The following is a 21,348-nucleotide window of genomic DNA, read 5'->3' on the forward strand; positions in this document are numbered from 1 at the left end:
CATGGCACATTTTAAGAAAAAACAAGCCGGTAGTAAGCAGGAGATCCCTACTTCTGCCATGCCCGATGTGGTTTTCATGTTGCTGTTCTTCTTTATGGTAACTACCGTATTGAGAGAAGTAACACTGAAAGTTCGTGTAAATCTTACAGACGCCGAGAATATTGAGAAGATTGAACAGAAGCGTCTCTTGTCCTATGTATACATAGGCCCTGAGCGACTTCCGGGTAATCGTCTCGGCGAAGATAAGGTGCAAATTGATGATGCCATTGTCGAAGACATTGGAGGAATCAGAACACTGATGTACGACAAACTCCGCGAACAACCCAAATTGATTGTATCACTTCGGGTTGATGAGTCTTCCGAATTCGGTCTTTTAACCGATGTACAGGAAGAACTAAAAAAGGCTAGTACTTTTAGGATTAATTACTCTACCCGGCGAGAGGTCAATTAATTTATATCATTATTCATAAAGGCAACTGTGCGAAAAGCGCAGCTGCCTTTTTTTATTTATAAAAACCTATGGCTGATCCATCTAACGAATTTCAAACAATACAGAGCATTGGCAGTAAAGCCCTGCTCAAGCAGATCACCAATTTTGATGCGTACAAGAGAGAGGAGGTTGTTACTTCGGTAGGCGACGATGCCGCTGTAGTATCTGACGATGGCGACAGCCTTACCCTGCTTAGCAGCGATACTTATGTAGAGGGCGTAGACTTTGACCTGACTTACACTCCATTCCATCATCTTGGGTACAAAGTAGTGGCGGCTGCCATTAGTGACATTTATGCGATGAATGGAGAACCGCACGGCATGCTAATCAATATGGCTGTGCCAAACAGGATTTCTGTTCAGATGATTAAAGAAATTTACCGGGGTATTTATGCCGCTGGTGAAAATCATAAAACAGAAGTGATAGGCGGGGATCTCAAAGCCAACCACTCAAACCTGGTTATAACAGTCAGTGTGTATGGCAAGGCTGAGAAAAAACGAATTACGTATCGCAGTGGTGCTAATGAAGGGGATGCAATCTGCATATCCGGAGATGTAGGTGGTGCCTTGGCGGGTCTTCGAATATTGATGCGCGAGAAAAAATATTGGGAAGAGCATGGCGGTGACGAACAAATACAACCCGAACTGGGCGACTACGAGTTTGTGGTGAAAAGCCAGCTCGTTCCTGAAGCAAGAAGAGACCTGATTGAAACTCTCAAGACGCATGACATCATTCCTACTTCTATGATTGATGTGACCAAAGGCCTGGTGAATGAGATTAGTGAATTGTCAGAAGCTTCCGGTTTGGGAGCTTATATCTACCAAGCAGCCTTACCTATTGCCATAGAAACCCGTCATGTTGCGGATGAAATGGAGGAAGATGTGGATCGGTACGCGCTATTTGGCGGTGAAGACCTTGAAATAATGTTTACGCTTCCCGAAAAAGAGGTCGAAGAATTTGTAAACCACTTCAATGATTTTGTTGTAATTGGGCGTATGGTGCCCCAGGAAGAGGGCATGCAGATGCAAACAGCAGAAGGTGCTGTTGTTTCTTTTGATGAATTGTCATAAAAGGAGAAATGGCACGTTTTTTGCCAATTAACCGTTCAATGCGTAATAAGTAAGCGATCTGATTAACCCATCTAAGTTGCAGGTTCGTTATATTTGATGTCTAATGTAATTTTTTAAGCTTTTATTTAATGGCCCAGAACAGTCCAAAACAAAACAAACCCCTTAAACCAAAAGGAAAGAAAGGTGGTAATGCGCCTAAATTTCCTACTTGGAGTATTTTCCTGCTGTTTTTTGTATTGCTAGCAGCACAGTTTCTTTTCATGAGTACGGAACAAGGCAACCGTATCAAATACAGTGAATTCCTTGAATATGTTGAAGAGGGTTATGTTTCCGAAATAACCATTACTAACGGAGTAAATGTTACCGGAACCTATTCTGATCAGGCCATTTCAGATGGTATCATCACGCGACCAGAAGAAACGGACAGCAATATGCCTTTTGCTTCCGAAGATACGGAGCAATTCAAGAAATTTAGCACCACCATGCTGCGGGATGATGAAATCCGACCTGTTTTGGATGAAAATGGCGTAGCGTATGATGTCCGTATTGAAGAAGACTGGTTTAGCGGAATTTTAATATGGCTGATTCCCCTGGGCATTTTGATTGTGATCTGGATTTTTATCTTCCGAAAGATGAATCCCGGACAGCAAGTGCTGAATATTGGCAAGAACAAAGCCTCGTTGTATGATCAGCAGAAGGATACCAAGGTTACTTTCGAAGATGTAGCCGGACTGCAAGAAGCTAAAGCCGAGGTAGAAGAAGTAGTAGAATTCCTTAAAAACCCACAGAAGTTTACCAAGCTTGGTGGTGTACTACCCAAAGGTGTATTACTGGTGGGCCCTCCCGGAACCGGTAAAACCTTGCTTGCCAAAGCTACTGCAGGTGAAGCAAGTGTGCCGTTCTTTAGCTTGAGTGGTTCTGATTTTGTAGAGATGTTTGTAGGCGTTGGAGCAGCCCGTGTTCGCGACTTGTTTAAGCAAGCCAAAGAGCAAGCACCATGTATCGTATTTATTGATGAGATTGACTCCATTGGTCGTACCCGCGGACGCGGAATGGCTATGAGCAGTAACGACGAGCGTGAGAATACGCTGAACCAGCTCTTAAGTGAGATGGACGGATTCAACTCCGATAAAGGCGTTATTTTGATGGCGGCGACAAACCGCCCCGATATTTTAGACTCTGCCTTGCTGCGCCCCGGCCGTTTTGATCGTCAGATCATGATTGATAAGCCCGACCTTAATGGACGTGTGGAGATTCTGAAAGTACATACCAAGAAATTAAAGCTTGGCCAAAATATAGACTTGCGTGTATTGGCTTCCCAAACACCTGGTTTTGCCGGAGCTGACCTTGCTAACCTCTGTAACGAGGCTGCTCTGTTGGCTGCCCGACGTGAAAAGGATAGCATCGAAATGGTGGATTTCCAGGATTCCATCGAGAAAGTAATTGCCGGCCTGGAGCGCAAGAACAAACTTATTAGCCCTGATGAGCGCAAGATTGTGGCTTATCATGAGGCAGGACACGCTATTGTAGGCTGGTTCCTTGAGTACACTGATCCGGTATTGAAAGTGAGCATTGTGCCGCGTGGCCTTGCTGCACTGGGTTATACCCTTCAGACGCCTCTCGAAGAGCGCTTCCTCATGACTACCGAAGAACTCAACGACAAGATTTGTGCGTTGCTGGGTGGGCGTGTGGCCGAGGAAATTATTTTTGGCAAGATTTCTACCGGTGCTCAAAATGACTTGGAGCGTATAACCAAGATGGCTTTTGCCATGGTAGCTGAGTACGGGATGAGTGAGAAGCTGGGATACATTTCCCTGAAAGATTCTCAAAGCCCTGAAAACAGCTTTGGCTTCAACAAGAAATACTCTGACGTAACCAGCCAGCAGATTGACAAAGAAGTGCGCCGTATCATTGATATGAATCACGAGCGTACTATCGATCTCTTAAACAAGCATAAAGAAGAACTGGAGAAACTGGCTGATGCGCTTCTTGAACGCGAAGTATTGGATCACCATGCGCTGCGCGATCTGTTAGGTGACCGCCCACATGGCAAGTATCCTGATGGCATCTTTCAGAAACCTTCTGATAGTTCCCAAAACGGGGTTTCAGAAAACGGTAAGGAAGGGGATTCTGCTAACGAAGAGGAAGACTCTAAAGGCACCCCGAAAAAATCTGAAGATTCTGTGAAATCAGACGAAGAAAAAAAGTCTGATGCATCAGAGAATGGAAATGGTGCTCCTGAGAATGAAGAAGAATCATCCGAAGAAAAAAAATAACGCCCTTGACGCGGTTGAAAAGCCCTTCTTAACAGTCGCGTAATATGGGTTTACGGTAAATTAATGTTTGGGTAAAGAAAGCATAACCCCGCGTTAACAGTAGCGAAAAGGCTGAGGTTTAGTTTTGCATCACAGTAATGAAAGCAAAACTAAACACATCAGCACACGTGAAAAAACACATAATATCAGCACTCGTTTGTTTTGCGCTTTCTATTTCATTTCAACTCAAAGCGCAAGATGCAAGTACGGGTACCGTTTCTGGTACCGTTGTAGACGCCGAAACCGGCGAAACCCTGATTGGGGTTAATATTGTAATCGAAGGAACCACAACCGGTACCTCAACCGACTTGGATGGCCGCTATGCCATCCGAAATATCGAGCCTGGCACTTACACCTTAATTGCCAGCTACGTTTCTTTTCAAAGGCAAACTATCACCGGCGTAGAAGTAGAAGCCGGCGATGTTACACAGCTTGATCTCACTCTTCAGCCCGAGACCGAAGAGTTAGAAGATGTGATAATCACTGCCGACGCCATTTTGGACAACGAAGCAGGATTACTTCGTCAGCGCCAAAAGTCAATTTCCTTCAGTGATGCCATTTCTGCTGAGTCTATTTCCAATTCCGGAAGTGGAGATGCAGCAGGAGCCTTGAAAAAGGTAGTTGGAGCTTCGGTAGTAGATGGTAAATATGTATACATCCGCGGCTTGGGTGATCGCTACACCAGTACCCACCTAAACGGCTCGGAGCTGCCCAGTGCCGATCCTAACCGGAAATCATTCCAGCTGGATATTTTCCCAAGTAATTTGCTAGAGAATATCGTTACCCTGAAGACCTTCACCCCCGACAAGCCGGGGAACTTTAGCGGTGGATTGGTAGATATTGCTACCAAAGATTTTCCCGAGCAATTCTCGTTTCAGATATCAGCATCCACAGGGTTTAACACCAAAGCCTCGTTTAGCAATTTATTGGTAGGTGAATCCAGTGATACCGATTTCCTTGGATATGATGGAGGTCGCCGGGCTATTCCTCAAGAAGTACGCAATTACCTGAACAGCGGACAGGAGATTCCCTCCTTAAGAGACACACGTAACGATGAAGAGGCCGCTCAAACCCTCGACCGTCTTTCTAAATCATTTAATAATGAATTTCGCCCACGCCAGCAGTATGGTTCCATGAACCAAAGCTATGGTTTTTCTATTGGAAACCAAGTGTCCTTGCTTGGGAAGGATTTGGGCTATACAGCCAGTTTTTCCTACGGACAAAGTTACTCCGGTTATGATGATGGCGGGGTGTCACGATATGACCTGGTAGGGAATTATTATGAATCGGATCAATTATTCCGGCGCCTTGACGTAACGGATATTAAAGGAGAGCGAAGCGTAGACTGGGGCGGAATGGCGACTCTTTCCTATCGGTTTGCTCCCAATCATAAAGTTTCTGCACGTTTTTTACGCACCCAAAGCGGCGTAGCGGAAGGCCGGTACCTGGAAGGCTTTCAGTATGATATCCCCGACGCCCTTTTCCAGACGCGTACTATCCGGTACACCGAGCGTAGCCTGACTTCCTTACAATTGAGCGGGAAGAGCTATTTCGAGGATTTTTTGAAGATGTCAATAGAATGGAAAGGATCAACGGCAACCAGCATTCAGGATGAACCTGATCTGCGCTATTTCACTACCCAGGTAGATACTTTCCCTTCCGGTGCAATCCTGCACTCCAGTCCAACCAACAATTTCCAACGACCGGGCCGATTCTATCGTGACCTGGAAGAAAGCAACAATACGGCTGGAGTAGACATCAGCATTCCGTTTAACTCCTTCAACCAAAACAAAGGTAATATTAAGTTTGGTGGAAACGTGGTGGATGTAGATCGGGATTTCCGGGAACAACGTTTCGACTTCTATACCGACGTAACCAATTTTACGCTGAACGATGTAGAAGGCAATGTGGACGCGTTTTTTGATTCCTTGGGAATTCTGGGCTACAGCAATAGTGGTCGTCCACAGTTTGGTAATTATGTGCAAAATGCTTCTACCCCGCGTAGTAATTATGATGCTACCAAGCAGGTAAATGCCGCCTACATTATGGCGGAACTTCCACTAAGCGATTGGTTTAAGTTGGTGGGTGGGGTTCGTCTCGAAGATGCCAAGCTTGAAGTGACCAGCATGGATACTTCGCTACAACAGGGAATCCTTGAAAATACCGATCTACTCCCATCAATCAACGGTATTCTGAGTTTGTCCGAAAACATGAATATTCGTGCAGCTTACACGCGTACGGTGGCGCGACCTACTTTCCGTGAATTGGCCCCTTATATCACCTTCGATTTTGTAGGTGGCTTGTTGTTCCAGGGGAATGCCAATCTGAAGCGTACCATGATTACCAACTATGACGTACGCTGGGAATACTTTACTTCACCGGGCGAGATATTTGCGATTAGTGGTTTCTATAAAGAAATGGAAAACCCGCTGGAGCGCGTGATCCGCACTGATCTCGGGAATGACGCTCTTTCCATTCAAAACGTAGAAGAGGGACGTGTTTATGGGCTGGAAATGGAAGTGCGAAAGAATCTTGGTTTTGCAGGCGATTTCTTCCGCCACTTAACCCTTGGATCTAATTTTACGCTGGTTCGTTCCGAAGTGGATATTCCTGAACTGGAATTAAAGGTTATTCGAAACGCTAAACCCGATGCAGAATCTACCAGAAGTCTGCAGGGCCAATCCCCTTATCTCTTCAATATGGACTTGGGGTACATGAACCCGGATATTGGTTTTAATTCGTCCCTAAGCTACAACTATTTCGGAGACCGGCTCACCATCGTGGCTGAGGGTGCCACCCCAGATATTTACGAACGCGGATATTCTTCGCTGAACTTCACCGCCAATAAGACCATAGCTGAGAGATTTGAGCTCAGCTTGAAGGCAAACAATCTCCTGAATCCGGACATCACATCGTCCCAGATGTTCCAGGACACGGAATACTATTATCAGCGATACAAGCGTGGAATCTCTTTCTCTTTAGGAATTAAGTACAAGATTTAATCATCACTAAAACCTAACAAAAACAAACACGCACTTATGAAGAAAGCAACGCTACTTATTGCAGCACTTTTGTTGGTGCCCGTCCTTGCGATGGCACAAACAACAGTGACTGTGAGTTCAAATATCACCACTGATACAGAGTGGACCGCCGATAATGAATATCTGCTGGATGGCATGATTTTCGTTACTAACGAAGCCGATCTGTATATCGAAGCTGGAACCACCGTTCGCGGTGCTCAAGGTCAGGACTTAGATGCATCCGGACTGGTTATTACCCGCGGTTCCCGAATTTTTGCAGAAGGAACAGCTGACAATCCCATCATCTTCACCGCTGAGGACGATGAAGGTCTCACCAAAGACGATGTTGGTGAGTGGGGTGGTGTAATCCTGCTGGGTCGGGCTTCTACTAACAACACGGTTGAAGCTACCATCGAAGGTGTAAACGAGATTACCGACGATCCTGCATTGGTAGGATACGGTGGTGATAATGATATGGACGACTCAGGAGTGTTACGATACGTATCTATCCGTCACACGGGTATTAATATCGGATCCAGCTCTGGTAACGAAATTCAGGGCCTGACCCTTGGTGGCGTTGGTGCAGGAACAACCATTGAATATGTAGAATCTTTCGCTTCTGGCGATGATGGCTACGAATGGTTTGGTGGTACAGTAAATACCAAGTACTTGATTTCTGCTTTCAATAACGATGATGCGTTTGACTGGGATCAGGGATTCCGTGGAAAAGGCCAATTCTGGTTCGTAATCCAGGATGAAGACCAGGCTGGACGCTCGGCTGAGATGGATGGAGCCGGTGGAGACGAGACTGGGACTCCCTTTGCTTATCCAGTGATTTCCAACGCTACTTACATTGGTCCTGGCGTAACATCTACTCCGTCCGGAGACCCTGGGCAGATGCTGCAGTTCCGTGATAACACCGGAGCCCTGTACACCAATTCTATCTTCACAGATCACCCCGGCGAAGCGGTAAATGTTGAAGATGTAGATGGTACGGATGCATTCGATTCCCGTGCCCGTCTGGAAGCTGATTCGCTGAACATCAGCAATAGTGTTTTCTTTGCCTTCGGAACAGGTAGTACTATTGCTGATATTGCCAATGCTGACTACACAGCCGGCATGCTGAGTGCCAACAATAATGAAATTACCGATCCTGAGATCAACGGTGTAAGCCGTACTGACGATGGCGGCTTGGATCCTCGTCCGGGTAACAGTGCAGTGCTGAGCGGTGCTCAAATTCCAAATGACCCATTCTTTAGCCAGGTTTCCTACAAAGGTGCTTTTGGTGGCAAGAACTGGGCAGCCGGATGGACCGCTCTCGAAGAATACGGATACCTCTCTGCTGCAGATGCACCAGGTATGGTGACGGTTTCTGAAAACATCACCGAAGATACTTACTGGACTGCCGACAACGAATACTTGCTGGATGGTATGATCTTCGTAACAGAAGGCGCTGATTTATACATCGAAGCAGGTACCACTGTGCGGGGTGGCGAAGGCCAAGATCTGGACGCTACCGGACTGGTTGTTACACGGGGATCTCGTCTTTTTGCTGAAGGTTCTCCAAGCAACCCTATTATCTTTACTGCTGAAAACGACGAAGGTTTGACTAAAGATGATGTTGGCGAATGGGGTGGAGTGATCCTGCTTGGACGTGCTTCAACCAACAATACCGTAGAGGCAACCATCGAAGGCGTAAATGAAATCACTGACGATCCTGCACTGGTAGGTTACGGCGGCAATGACGACATGGATGATTCCGGGGTACTCCGTTATGTATCTATCCGTCACACAGGTATTAATATTGGTTCCAGTTCCGGTAATGAAATTCAGGGACTGACCCTTGGTGGAGTAGGTGCTGGTACTACGATCGAATACATCGAGTCTTTTGCTTCTGGCGATGATGGTTATGAGTGGTTCGGCGGTACGGTAAATACCCGTTACCTCGTATCTGCTTTCAATAACGATGATGCCTTTGACTGGGATCAGGGTTTCCGTGGTAAAGGACAATTCTGGTTTGTAATCCAGGACAGCGACCAAGCCGGACGTTCGGCTGAGATGGACGGTGCCGGTGGCGACGAAACAGGAACACCCTTTGCTTATCCTGTGATCTCTAATGCTACTTATATTGGTCCTGGCGTATCAGCTACTCCATCCGGAGACCCTGGCCAGATGCTACAGTTCCGTGACAACACCGGTGCATGGTATACTAACTCCTTGTTTATGGATCACCCCGGTGAAGCGGTGAACGTTGAAGACGTAGATGGTACGGATGCATTCGATTCTCGTGCCCGATTGGAAGCTGATTCTCTGAACATCAGCAATAGCATCTTCTTTGAATTCGGTACCGGAAATACCATCGCTGACATTGCGAATGCTGACTATACAGCCGATATGTTGAGTGCGAATAACAACACAATTACCGATCCGGGTTTACGTGGCGTATCCCGCACCAATGATGGCGGACTGGACCCTCGTCCTAATCCGAACAGTGCCGTGTACGGTGTAGCGCAAAGCACAGGCGATAGCTGGTTCCACAGCGTGAATTACGCAGGTGCTTTTGACGGCTCAAACTGGCTAGCAGGCTGGACGGCTCTTGATGAATACGGATTCCTGGGTGACGGTCTGGTTACGGATGTTGAAGAAAAAGAAAGCAGCCTTCCAACTTCCATCAAGCTGAATCAAAACTATCCAAACCCATTCAACCCAACTACACAAATCAGCTTCAGCCTGCCGAAAACGCAGCAGGTTAGCCTGAAAGTGTATGATCTGCTGGGTCGCGAAGTGGCTACCCTGGCTGAACGTCAAACGTTCTCAGCCGGCATGAATAGCCTGAACTTCGATGCATCTTCACTATCAAGTGGTATCTACATTTACCGTCTGGTAAGTGCCGATGTAACACTGACAAAGAAAATGACGCTTATTAAGTAAGTAGCTTTTTTCACTACTCAAGAAACGTCTCACATCACTGTGAGGTGTGCTGATCAAGGAGAGCCCCGAGGAATTGGGGCTCTCTTTTTTTTGATCACAGATCTGTAAGGATTGCGCAGATTGCACTGATTTTGATTAGAGATTTAAGGATTTGGTCATTCACATGGGTGTGGTTGCTCGTACCACACGCTCTGCGCCTGTCCCGTACAAACCTGTCGGGATTGGAACGGAATGAGGTGAGTATATGCAGAAAGCCCAATAACCATAACACCATTCACCAATAACCACTCCCCGATTCTAATTTTGCATTCATCGCACCATCAGCGATATTCGACTACCAATTCAATTAAGGATGCTATGACAAAAAAACCATCAAAAGGCCTGTTTGCATGGGCCATGTACGACTGGGCCAACAGTGCGTATTTTGTGATGATCCAAACTTTCGTGTTTGCTACTTACTTTTCGCAATCCATTGCAGAAAATGAAATTTCAGGCACAGCCCTGTGGGGTAATATGATTGGACTTGCTGCTTTTGTAGTCGCTTTTTCAGCTCCCTTTTTAGGAGCCATTGCAGATGAAGGTGGCCGTCGTAAGCCATGGATTATGTTTTTTACCGTGCTATGCGTGTTTGCCTGCAGTATGCTGTGGTTTGCAGAGCCTTCTCCCGAATACATATGGTTCGCCTTGGCTATGGCATTTTTGGCTACAGTAGGGGCCGAGTTGTCGTTCATTTTTTACAATGCGATGTTGCCAGATTTAACCACCAGTAAGAACATTGGAAAATGGTCGGGCTGGGGTTGGGGCATGGGCTATGCCGGAGGCCTGGTTTGTCTGATTGTAGGTTATTTTGGCTTCGTTCAATATGGAGAGCCACTGCTGGGGCTAAGCGAAGAATCACTGCAGAATGTACGTATTACCTTTGTGTTTACGGGGCTTTGGTATGCGGTCTTTAGTCTGCCTTTATTTTTAAAAACACCCGATACACCCTCCAGGAATAAGTCGGCCAAAGTAGCCATCAAAGACGGAATGAAGGAGCTTAAAAATGGGCTAAAATTACTCAAGGAAGAACCCAATATTGGTAAATTCTTAGTAGCCCGTTTGTTTTACAATGATGGGCTGGCTACTATTTTTGCTATGGGGGGCGTGTATGCAGCCGGTTCGTTTGGTTTTGATACCGGAGATATTTTCATCTTTGGAATCGCTCTCAACATCACGGCAGGGCTGGGTGCACTTGTATTCTCGTGGATGGACGATATCGCAGGTAGTAAGCGTACAATTTTGTGGGCTTTGGCTGGTCTGACTGTGCCCGTGTTTGCCGTGCTTCTGACGGAGTCAGTAACCTGGTTTTGGATTTGGGGAGTTGCCCTTGGAATATTTGTAGGACCGGTGCAGGCATCGAGCCGTACTTTTATGGGTAGAATCGCCCCGCAAGATAAACGAAATCAAATGTATGGGCTGTTTGCTTTATCGGGTAAACTAACCACTTTTGCAGGTCCATTATTGGTAGGATGGATAACCCTTTTAGCGGATAGTCAGCGCTGGGGAATGAGTGCCATATTATTGCTGCTTTTAATAGGGCTTGGATTGATGTTTTTTGTACAAGATGTACAGGGAACAGAGCGTGAAAAAGTGCCTATAAATAACTGACTAAGAAAGAAATATATTTATTCGCGTATTTGTTAAATTAACGCAGATTTTATTACTGTTAATTGCAGTACCAACTAACAGCGGGTGTTTTTTTAATGAATGCCCTTAACCGTAACTAAATTCTAAAGGAGTACTACATATGAGTAGAATGGACGATATCAATAATGTAATTGAAGAATTACAAGTTGACATGAATAAGTTTTATGAAAAAGGAAATAAAGCTGCAGGAACTCGTGCCCGTAAGCATTTGATGAACCTGAAAAACCTAGCCCACGAAATCCGTCAGGAAATTCAGGCTAAGAAAAACGCTATGTAATTTCTTCATTACATTGAAGATCTACTAAAAAGCCACCATTGTGTGGCTTTTTTTATTAGTTGGTGTTTCCATTTTCTTCTTATACTCCCTAATCACATCTGCATTAACCTATTTGCAATGAACCAAGAGCCTGGTACAAGAATTAATGAAAATGCCGTCAAAGCCTGGACGGTAAACGCCTGTTTATATGGATTACTTTGGTTTATACCACCTGCTTTGTATGTGGCTATAGCTGTAGGAGAAACTATAGATAGCTCAGCAGCATGGTACAGTCAAATTAGCTGGTTGCTGATGGGATCACTTACGGTTGTCGCTTTGACGCTCTATGTACTGACAGCCTTAGTATTTCCCAAGTTGCGCTGGAAACGCTGGAAGTACGACGTGAGCGAGAAAGAGGTTGATATGCTGAGAGGAATCATCATCAAGAAAAGAACACTGGTACCTATTAACCGCGTACAGCACGTGGACACAAGGCAGGGGCCGGTGTATCGCAAATTCGGGCTTTCTTCGGTCACTATATCCACCGCTGCCACCACACATGAGATCCCTGCGCTGGATGACCAAACGGCAGATGACCTGAGAGATAAAATTTCAACCCTGGTTAGAAAAGTTAAAGAGGATGTCTGAGTTTAAGCGTCAACATCCTATTGCAGCCGTTTCCCGTGTGCTGTCTCTTATTCGGGAGAACCTGATAACCATTATCATCTTGTTGTTCATCGGGACTTCACGCACGCAGGGATACTTCATCTACTTTCTGTTGGGTGGTTTGGCCATTGCCCTCATCGGCGGGGTGTTTGGCTGGTGGGTTTTCAAATACCGGGTGTATGAGGAGGAGCTGCAGATAAAAAAAGGAATTTTTGTAAAGAACCAGCTCTATCTCTCCAAAGATCGTATTCAGGTCATTGATATAACGGAAGGCATTTTACAGCGAATGTTTGGGCTGGTAAAGGTGGAGGTGAAAACTGCCGGTGGTGGTACCGAAACAGCCACCATCAGTGCGATTACCCGTGAGGAAGCCGAGGCTTTACGTACAGAGCTGCGGAAAAGGAAAAACGGTAAAGAGCAAGAGCTACAGGAAGAGTCTGAAGCTGTAGCCCAGAATCAGGAGGAGGAAGTTGAGGTTCTTGATAGCTGGAAATTATCCACCCGGGATCTGGTTTTTGCAGCTTTCACTTCCAGTAATTTTGGGGTAATCGCATCAATATTGGGTGCTGTTTCCGGTCAGCTTGACGAATTCATAAATGAGGAAACGGTAAGGTATGTATATGATATGGCCCCGGGCTACAGTAATGTGACCGTAATCGTAGGGTTGGTGGTAGCTATTATCGTTATTTCCTGGCTGCTTTCATTTCTTGGGGTGATTTTTAAGTATTCTGATTTCAGGCTCCAGAAGACAAAAAAAGAATTGATCATAACCAGCGGTTTGCTGGAGCGCAAGCACATCACGGTTCCGTTTAACCGAATTCAGGCTGTTCGATATGTGGAAGGTGTTATTCGTCAACCGTTGGGTTATGGCATGTTATATGTGGAGAGTGCGGGTTTTAATCAATCAGATAAGGGGCGTTCCATTGTGTTGGTGCCCTATCTGGCTGCCAGCCGAATAACAGAGTTTTTAGGAGATTTTTTGGATGATTATTCTATGCCGGAGTTGAATGTCACTCCTCCAAAGCGTGCAAAGTGGCGATATATACGTCGCATAAACTATGCCATGCTGGTAATCGTGCCTCTGCTTTGGTGGCTGTTGGATTATGGCTGGCTGTCTATTCTGGCGGTTCCAATACTTTCCTGGTTAGGCTGGCTGCGCTATCGTGATGCTGCCTATGGTGTTTCTGAAGAACTGATCCATTTGCGGTACCGTACTATCTCGCGTACTACGGCTGTGGTAAAACGTCGCCGGGTACAAAATGTGGAATTAAGCGAGAATCCCTTTCAGAAAAATAAACAGCTGAACACCCTGAAGGTCACCGTAGCATCAGGGGCTGGCGGCATGGGCTTTGAAATTGAAGATCTGGACTCGGGGCAGGCCCACCAGGTTTTACAATGGCTGATGGAAGGCAAAGCCACATTGACATCTGCAGATACAGAAATTGAAGAAGGAGTTCCTCAACAGGATTAAATCCTCTGCAAAAGCTGTATATTTAGTACCTGATTGCAAGATATCATCATCAAAATTACATTAACTACGCGGACGCACTATGTCTATCCCTTTACTTGATTTAAACCGGCAATATGAATCTATCAAAGACGAGGTACAGCAAGCCATAGATGAGGTGTTGGAGAGCCAGTATTTCATCATGGGAGATCAGGTTAAGGAGTTTGAGCAGGCCGTTGGCCGCTATTGCGAAGTAAACCATGCCTACGGATGTGCTTCTGGCTCTGACGCTCTGCTGCTGGCTTTGATGGCCATGGATATTCAACCCGGCGATTATGTACTGACCTCACCTTTCACTTTTTTTGCCACGGCAGGGGCTATTTCTCGATTAGGCGCTATTCCTGTTTTTCTGGACATTGAAAAAGATTCCTACAATTTGGATCCTAAACAGGTGCAGCAGTTTTTAGAAGGAGAACATCCGCTGTATGCCAAACTCAATCCCGAGCCCGAACAGATTAAAGCTGTGATTCCGGTGCACTTATACGGCCAGATGGTCGATATGAAGCCTTTGCAGGAATTAGCAAAGGCACACGGTCTTATGGTTATAGAAGATGCCGCACAAGCTATAGGAGCGGCTTATAATAACCAGAAAGCAGGCAGTGTGGGCGACTTTGGCTGTTTTAGCTTCTTTCCCAGTAAAAACCTGGGTGCATTCGGGGATGCCGGTCTGATTACCGTGAAAGATAAAGCGCATGCGGAGAAAGCAGACATTCTGCGTCTTCATGGTGCTAAGCCCAAGTATCATCACAGTATGGTTGGCATCAATAGCAGGCTTGATACCATACAGGCAGCGGTGTTATTAGTAAAATTGAAGTACCTGGATGACTGGTCGCAACGCCGACGGGAGATTGCCCATACCTATAACCGCATGTTTGAAGAAGCCGGTGTTACTGCAGATGTAAGTACGCTGGGTGAACATGGAAGCCTGGAGGAGGCCGATAAGATTATCACCCCGGTAGAAACAACCGGAAGCGAGTCGGAGGGTGGACGCCATATTTATCACCAGTACACCATCCGTACCGGACAGAGAGATAAAGTACATGATGCTTTGAAAGAACATGAGATAGGGCACTCGGTTTATTACCCTGTGCCTTTACATGAGCAGGAATGTTTTGCTGATTTAGGTTATAAGCCCGGAGATTGTCCCGTGGCAAATGTTGCTGCTAAAGAAGTAGTTTCCCTGCCGATTTTTCCTGAGCTCACCCAATCTGAAATAGAAAGAGTTGTAGAAGTGGTTTCTAAGGCTGTTAAGAGCTAATGGGAAAACATGTTAATGCAGATATGCGAATATGTGTATAATTTAGATGGCATATCAAGCTTTTGGTAACACTGACTTTACATCAGGATGAATACTTTAAAATTTATTACTGAAACAAAGGTTATGAAAGCTCTATCTTAAACCGTTCAACAAAAAAGAACTAAGGTATTATGATCTGGGAAAACACCTCATATTTGTGGTTACTACTGCTGTTGCCAGCTGTAATAGGAGCACTTTGGTGGCGCGGGCGACAGATGCGCACCCAAAGAGCACAGTATTTTGGTGAAGAGTTGTTTGCTTCCTTGAGACGGGGTTTTTGGCCATTAGCCAATCGATTTAAACAGATATCACTTTTTGCGGGATTATTTTTCCTGATTATTTCACTGGCGGGCCCTAAAATTGGTACGGAAGTGCGAGAAATAAAACGGCAAGGGGTTGATATGCTGATAGCCTTGGATCTTTCCGCCAGTATGAATGCCGAGGACGTACGTCCCAGCCGGCTGGAAAAGGCTAAGTTTGAAATTAACCGCCTGATCGAGCGATTGAGAGGAGATCGCGTGGGCTTGGTTGTGTTTACCGGTGAGGCGTATCTGCAAAGTCCCATGACCCTTGATTATTCTGCCCTAAGACTGTTCCTGGAGATTGCAGATACGAACCAGATGCCGAGTTCCGCCACCGATTTTCAAGCGGCTATGGCAACTTCCATGGAAGCTTTTGAAGCCCTGGAAGATGATGACAGTAATGCCTCTCGTGTATTACTCATCGTTTCTGACGGGGAAGATCACGGTCAACAGTACAAGGAAACACTGGAAGAATTGACCAGCCAAAATATCTCGGTGTATACGCTCGGCGTAGGAACGGAAGATGGCACCACCATTCCCATTTATGAAGAAGGCACCAACCAGTTGGTAGGCTATAAAAGGGATGGAAGCGGACAAGTGGTAACCACAAGCCTGCAAAGTGAGACGCTGCGCAGAATCGCCAATTTGGGCAACGGAGACTATTATTCTATTGAGCGCGGCAATGACGGAATTGATGCCTTTTTGGCCCGAATCGATGAACTGGAAAAAGGAGAATTTTCGAGCCAGGAATACGCTGATTATAAAAACCAATATCAATGGATGGGCGCCCTGGCACTGTTTTTTATTGTGGCTTCGGTGTTAATTCCATCCTACAAACATCAAAAATAACAGATAACGGGATAATCTAAGAATGAGTACAGATATCAAGACTGAACTATTTGCAAACACACGGGAAAAGCTCAAAGAACAAGGATTTACAGTTGTAGATAAAGATTCAGAACGGCCCTGGGGCGGTTTTTTTGTAATTGATGAAAGCCAAGCGGCTGAATTTATCGGCCACTATTTTGATGACGTTTCCATGGGTGATGTAAACATTTCCGGTAAACTGAGTCCTAAGATTTTATTGGTTCAGCCCAATAAGCGTCTTTCCTGGCAATACCATCACCGCCGTGCCGAAATGTGGCAGGTTGTAGAAGGACCAGTTGGAGTTATCCGCAGCCATACAGACGAACAGGGAGAGGTGCAGACTTACGAAGCAGGCGATCTCATCACCCTCGAACAAGGCGAACGTCACCGTTTGGTTGGGTTAGACAACTGGGGTATTATTGCCGAAATCTGGCAGCACGTGGATTCCGACAATCCTTCAGACGAAGAAGATATCGTGCGTCTGCAGGACGATTTTGGAAGATAGCCCCGTTTTTTAACAGGCTGAGTAAAGCTCATTCATCATCATTATTTATACCTTTTTTCATGATTAAACTATTCATCACAGATCTGGACGGATGCATTTCTATGCCTTTTATCAGTCCCGATTGGAAAGCTATTTCAGAAATCAAGTCATTAAGTGAACGTAGTAAGACGGAGGAAGAAATTCCCGCACTTACGATCTGTTCCGGACGTCCCTTTCCTTATGTAGAAGCGGTAGGACAATGGCTCAATGTAGAAACCCTTATGGTATTTGAAAGCGGGGGAGGGATGTATGATATCAAGACTAACGAGATATCCTGGAACCCAAAATTTGACGATGAAGCCAAGAAAGCCGTAGAGGAAATTAAAGAGTGGCTTAGGGTTTTGATCAAAAATTACAAGGGAACCTATCCCGAGTTCACGAAATACACCGATGCCGGACTGGTCAACCCCGATCCTGCAAAAGTGAAACGCATGCACGAAGAAGTGCTGAACCACGTAACGGATAACTACCCGATGTTTGAAGTGCACGACACGGATATCTCGGTGAATATCATCCTGAAGGAAGCCAACAAGGGACAGGGTATCCGGCTGTTATGTGAAAAGTTGGGCCTTGAGCTTGATGAAGTAGCCTACATTGGAGATAGCAGCGGTGATATCCCGGGCTTAGAAATTGTGGGAAGATCGTTTGCCCCGGCCAACGCCAAAGACTTTGTGAAAGAGGCAGTGGATCACGTAACCGTTGAAACCACCGAAGGCGTGCTGGAAGCTTACCACCAGCTCATCGAGATGAATAAGAAGGAGCTGCTGGGTGGGTAGGTTTTTTAGTGAGTATTATTCTTGTCCCAAAAACCTCCAAGGTTTCCGAGAATTTGCCTGAGGCCGGCTTTATCGGTACAAACCTTGGAGGTTTGGGAAGGGCTCCGAGCTTGATATAAAAAACCTTGGAAGGGTTTTAAACCCTTCCAGAGTTGGCCAATGGCTTCAAAAGCATCAGCCCGTTTAGCAGCTTTTTTACTGAATCTCGCGATTCTGTTCCTGCAGTTCTTTCAGCAGCTCAAAGTAGTTTTCAATCAGCCGCTGGTAATCCGGAGAATACTTGGTGAAGTTGGGATCATTCAGGCGGTTTCTGATTTCTTTTTCCAATTCTTCCAGGGTCATTTCAGGGGATTGTTGGCGGGCAAACTCTTCCGGCGCATTTCCTTCTCTTTTGTTTTCTTCGTCTTGTTCCTGCATGGCCTTTTCGGCTTCCAGCATGCGTGAAAGGATATTTTGCTGGCGTTTAATCATCATCGGATCGGTTGAGCCACCGCGTAAATCGTTGATGGTATCTTCCATATCTTCAATCATGCGCTGCAATTCGCTGCCGATACGATTTCCATCCAGTTCACCGCTGCGCTGCATCTCTTCCAGCTGTTTGCGAATTCGGTTCTGTTCCTTTGCAATTTGATTCAGGCGCTCCATCTGGTTCTGTGTCAACCGATCCCCTTGCATATCATTGATCATCTCCTGCATGCGTTGATTTAACTGCTGCTGGCTTTCACCGGTTTGCTGCATCTGCTGCATCATTTGCTGGGCACTCATTCCGCTACCACCGCCACTTCCACCTTGTTGTAGTTGCTCCAGCAGGTTCATAATCATAAAAGACAACTCGTTGATACCACCCAAAGACTGACGTGAAGCCACGGAAGCCTGGTTACGGTTACGCTCCGACATCTGGTTGAGGCTTTTATCAAGGCTTTTCTCAATCTCCAGCGTTCGTTTGTTGATTTGATTTGAAAGCTGAGGGATGTCTTTAGAAAGACTAAAAAGGGAATCGGAAACCGAATTGAAGATTTCTTCGATATTGCGCTGATCGCGGGCGTAGGTCACAAAAGCCTGGCTTCTGTTTTCTGCGGATGAAGCCAGGGCGTTCAGTTCTTCCTGTTCCAGGGAAAGATTTAGCAGTGAATACAACACGTACTGCAGGCCCGCTATGTTGATGTTCATTTGCTGCTGGCTCATGCCCTCCATAAGCTTTTGGGTTTTCGTTGCCAGCTGCTCATATCTTTCCTGCGGACTACTTTCTTGTTGCCCGCCATCTTTTTGTTTTTCGCTTGATTGGGACTGTTGCTGTTGTTGCCCATTCTTCTGGCCATCGAGCTTTTTCTTCATCTCTTTCATGAGTTCATCCAGCTCTTTGCGGGTCTCTTCCTGGTATTCACTTACCTGGTTTTCATTTTTTGGGGATGTATTTTGAGATAGTGAATCTACCTGTTGCTTCAGTTTCTCATTTTCTTTCAGGGATTGTTCCATCTCTTGGGCCGAAGCAGAGGAAGAGTCAGCTTTTTGGGCCTGCTCGGCAGCTTTACGGGCCATGTCTTCAAAAGAGCGCGCCAGTTTGTCAAGATCGGAGTTAAGCTTAAGTTGTTTAAACAACTCAAGAGTACGTTCCAGCCGTTCTCGATACAGTTCCTCATTAAACTCAAGATTCTCCATCGCTTCCCGCATTTGATCGGGATTCATCTGTCCCAGTTCTTCCTGCATTTTCTGCAAAGCTTCCATCAAGGCAGGATCATCAATTTCCTTCATCAGTTTTTGGAGCTCTTCGTAGGCCTTCTGCGTATCTTCCGAAAGCATATTGTCGCGGCTTAGCTCGTTTTTTAGCTCCTCGAATTTCTTATTCAGCTCATCAACCCTTTTCTGTACTTCCTCTTGTTGTCGGCGCACTTGCTCCAGCTGCTGCTTTTCTTCATACCCGGTTTGCTCGGGATTATCCCGCATTTTCTCTTTAAACTGCTCGTATTGATCCTGAGTTTGTTTGAAAGACTCGGAGAGATCGTCAAGATCTTTTTCAACTTCGGACTCTTTTTCGTCCACCTCATCAAAATAATCTACCAGTGATGGCACAGTCAGAGTTAGTGATTCAGACCGTGAGGATTTATAGCCCTGGTACCCATCGTTGTCAGTAACGGTGACCCAAAAAGTAAGTTCATCTTGCGGGCGTAAGCCAAAGTCTTCCAGGTTCCAGCTGTAGGAACCTAAGCCTCCGTTGCCGGGCACCTCAACTGATACCGATCCGGTAATTGGTTCCTCAACATATGCCCGGGTGAGTTCATAATTTAAGCTTGCAGCTGTAAGCCCAAAATCATCCGAGGCCTGGTACAATAGGTTGATAGCCTGTGGATTGACTTCCTGTATATCATCTTCAGGCTCTTCAATACTCACCAGCGGATATTCATCCTTAAGCGGTACTACGGTAATTTGAAAAGGGTTTTTGTTGGATAATTCATTTTGGTCTTCAATGTAAAAACGTAAAGTATCTGCTTCAGTAACCTGCATTGAGTGGGTGAAAGAAAGATCATCCTGCACATCCAACACTATGCTGGTGTCAGCAGAAAGCAAGCGGGCTTCGGCTACTGTTTTATTAAGGGTTCCTTTCAGGGTGATATTGGTTCCCTGGTAGGCCCTCAGTTCGGAAAAGGGATAGTGCCGGGTAGTGGAATCCAGTTGTGTGTAGGTCGGAGGAAATTGCGTAACGCTGAGCGCACTAAAGCGGGGGCGCAGTTGAACATCCGCTGAATACAAATCACTTCTATAGCCGTCCATCAGCACAAAGTATTCCATATCGTTATTCAACTCCATGGGTAAGGAGGTGAAAGAGTTGCCAGCTTTTTCCATGGCACGGCTACGGAAATCTTTCTCAACGGACGTCTTAAACTGTAGCGTTACATCTTCTGGTGTACTACCTCCCTGGAAATCGATCCGTGCTTCAAAGTTACTGCCTTGCTCCAGCGTAACGTTTCCGGGATATACTGCAAAATTATACGGATTAGGTTTTTGATAGGCTTGCCAAAAAGTGGTGGTGCGTAAAAGGGCGTCACTAAAATTGAAAGCCGTTAAGGCCAATACAAAAATAGAAGCAATGCCCAGTGTGGCGAACTTTTTATAAGATGAGCTGGCCTCAGATTCCTGAACATACTCATTAAGGCTTTTAGATAGTTTATCAGGTTTGATACGACTAAGATTTTGAAGAATGGCCGCATCGATAAGAGCCCGGTTTCCTTTAGCTGATTTTTCGAGATCCAGTGTATCTTTTAACTCCGGCAAGTCACTGGCCCGGCTAAACTTTCGGTAGAATGAAGTAAAATCTTCCTCCGGCAGCTCTTTAAATCCCCTATAAAGGATAGCTACTGCTGCTACTGACAGAAGCGCCAGTAAACCCGTTTTGAGCGGCACAGAAAGGTAAAACAGCTCTTCAGCAAGAGTGATGGCAATAAGACTCGCTATCACAATAAAAACAGCTCGCAGAACCACGGCGACTTTGTGGCGGCTCTGTAATCGCTTAAAGGCAGACCGCAGTTTTTCTTGAACTGTTTTAGCCGATGTGTTTTGGGATGATGTACTCATGTACGGGGATTAAAGGACGGAATTACTTATTCAAAAAACCTACATACAGGT

General features: G+C 45.8%; 14 protein-coding genes. 13 read left to right on the forward strand and 1 reads right to left on the reverse strand.

The window, feature by feature from the left end:
* Window position 1: 1 nt before the first annotated feature.
* The 13 genes from FN815_RS02980 (at window position 2) to FN815_RS03040 (ending at window position 17,727) form a co-directional block, all read left to right on the forward strand.
* Complete coding sequence (locus FN815_RS02980) at window positions 2-451, forward strand: ExbD/TolR family protein (RefSeq protein ID WP_142453124.1); 450 nt, start codon at window positions 2-4, stop codon at window positions 449-451.
* Between the two features lie 68 nt (window positions 452-519).
* Complete coding sequence (gene thiL, locus FN815_RS02985; RefSeq protein ID WP_142453125.1) at window positions 520-1,560, forward strand: thiamine-phosphate kinase; 1,041 nt, start codon at window positions 520-522, stop codon at window positions 1,558-1,560.
* A 128-nt stretch (window positions 1,561-1,688) separates the two neighbouring features.
* Complete coding sequence (ftsH, locus tag FN815_RS02990; RefSeq protein WP_142453126.1) at window positions 1,689-3,836, forward strand: ATP-dependent zinc metalloprotease FtsH; 2,148 nt, start codon at window positions 1,689-1,691, stop codon at window positions 3,834-3,836.
* Window positions 3,837-4,003: 167 nt separating this feature from the next.
* On the forward strand, window positions 4,004-6,877 hold the full coding sequence (locus FN815_RS02995) for a TonB-dependent receptor (RefSeq protein ID WP_185957148.1): 2,874 nt from the start codon (window positions 4,004-4,006) through the stop codon (window positions 6,875-6,877).
* 36 nt (window positions 6,878-6,913) lie between these two features.
* Window positions 6,914-9,826: a T9SS type A sorting domain-containing protein gene (locus FN815_RS03000; protein WP_142453128.1), complete on the forward strand. Its 2,913-nt coding sequence runs from the start codon at window positions 6,914-6,916 to the stop codon at window positions 9,824-9,826.
* Between the two features lie 357 nt (window positions 9,827-10,183).
* Window positions 10,184-11,473, forward strand: a complete 1,290-nt coding sequence (locus FN815_RS03005) for an MFS transporter (protein ID WP_142453129.1) — start codon at window positions 10,184-10,186, stop codon at window positions 11,471-11,473.
* A gap of 139 nt (window positions 11,474-11,612) precedes the next feature.
* The gene (locus FN815_RS03010) at window positions 11,613-11,789 is read left to right on the forward strand and encodes a histone H1 (RefSeq protein WP_142453130.1); all 177 of its coding nucleotides are present in this window, start codon (window positions 11,613-11,615) and stop codon (window positions 11,787-11,789) included.
* A gap of 117 nt (window positions 11,790-11,906) precedes the next feature.
* Entirely contained in the window at window positions 11,907-12,416 is a 510-nt protein-coding gene (locus FN815_RS03015; RefSeq protein ID WP_142453131.1) for a PH domain-containing protein, read from the forward strand.
* The gene (locus FN815_RS03020) at window positions 12,409-13,905 is read left to right on the forward strand and encodes a PH domain-containing protein (protein WP_142453132.1); all 1,497 of its coding nucleotides are present in this window, start codon (window positions 12,409-12,411) and stop codon (window positions 13,903-13,905) included. Before FN815_RS03015 ends, FN815_RS03020 begins: the two co-directional genes overlap by 8 nt.
* A 79-nt stretch (window positions 13,906-13,984) precedes the next feature.
* Window positions 13,985-15,199, forward strand: a complete 1,215-nt coding sequence (locus tag FN815_RS03025; RefSeq protein ID WP_142453133.1) for a DegT/DnrJ/EryC1/StrS family aminotransferase — start codon at window positions 13,985-13,987, stop codon at window positions 15,197-15,199.
* 170 nt (window positions 15,200-15,369) lie between these two features.
* On the forward strand, window positions 15,370-16,389 hold the full coding sequence (locus FN815_RS03030; RefSeq protein WP_142453134.1) for a VWA domain-containing protein: 1,020 nt from the start codon (window positions 15,370-15,372) through the stop codon (window positions 16,387-16,389).
* A 22-nt stretch (window positions 16,390-16,411) separates the two neighbouring features.
* A complete protein-coding gene (locus FN815_RS03035; protein WP_142453135.1) occupies window positions 16,412-16,912 on the forward strand; it encodes a cupin domain-containing protein in 501 nt (166 codons plus the stop codon).
* A 59-nt stretch (window positions 16,913-16,971) separates the two neighbouring features.
* Entirely contained in the window at window positions 16,972-17,727 is a 756-nt protein-coding gene (locus FN815_RS03040) for an HAD-IIB family hydrolase (protein ID WP_142453136.1), read from the forward strand.
* A 195-nt stretch (window positions 17,728-17,922) separates the two neighbouring features.
* On the opposite strand, the gene FN815_RS03045 is transcribed toward FN815_RS03040, so the two are convergent.
* Window positions 17,923-21,297, reverse strand: coding sequence for a hypothetical protein (locus tag FN815_RS03045; RefSeq protein ID WP_142453137.1), 3,375 nt, complete (start codon window positions 21,295-21,297; stop codon window positions 17,923-17,925).
* Between the last annotated feature and the right edge of the window lie 51 nt (window positions 21,298-21,348).

It is taken from the genome of Gracilimonas mengyeensis, assembly GCF_900182705.1.
Taxonomy (GTDB): Bacteria; Bacteroidota; Rhodothermia; order Balneolales; family Balneolaceae; genus Gracilimonas; species Gracilimonas mengyeensis.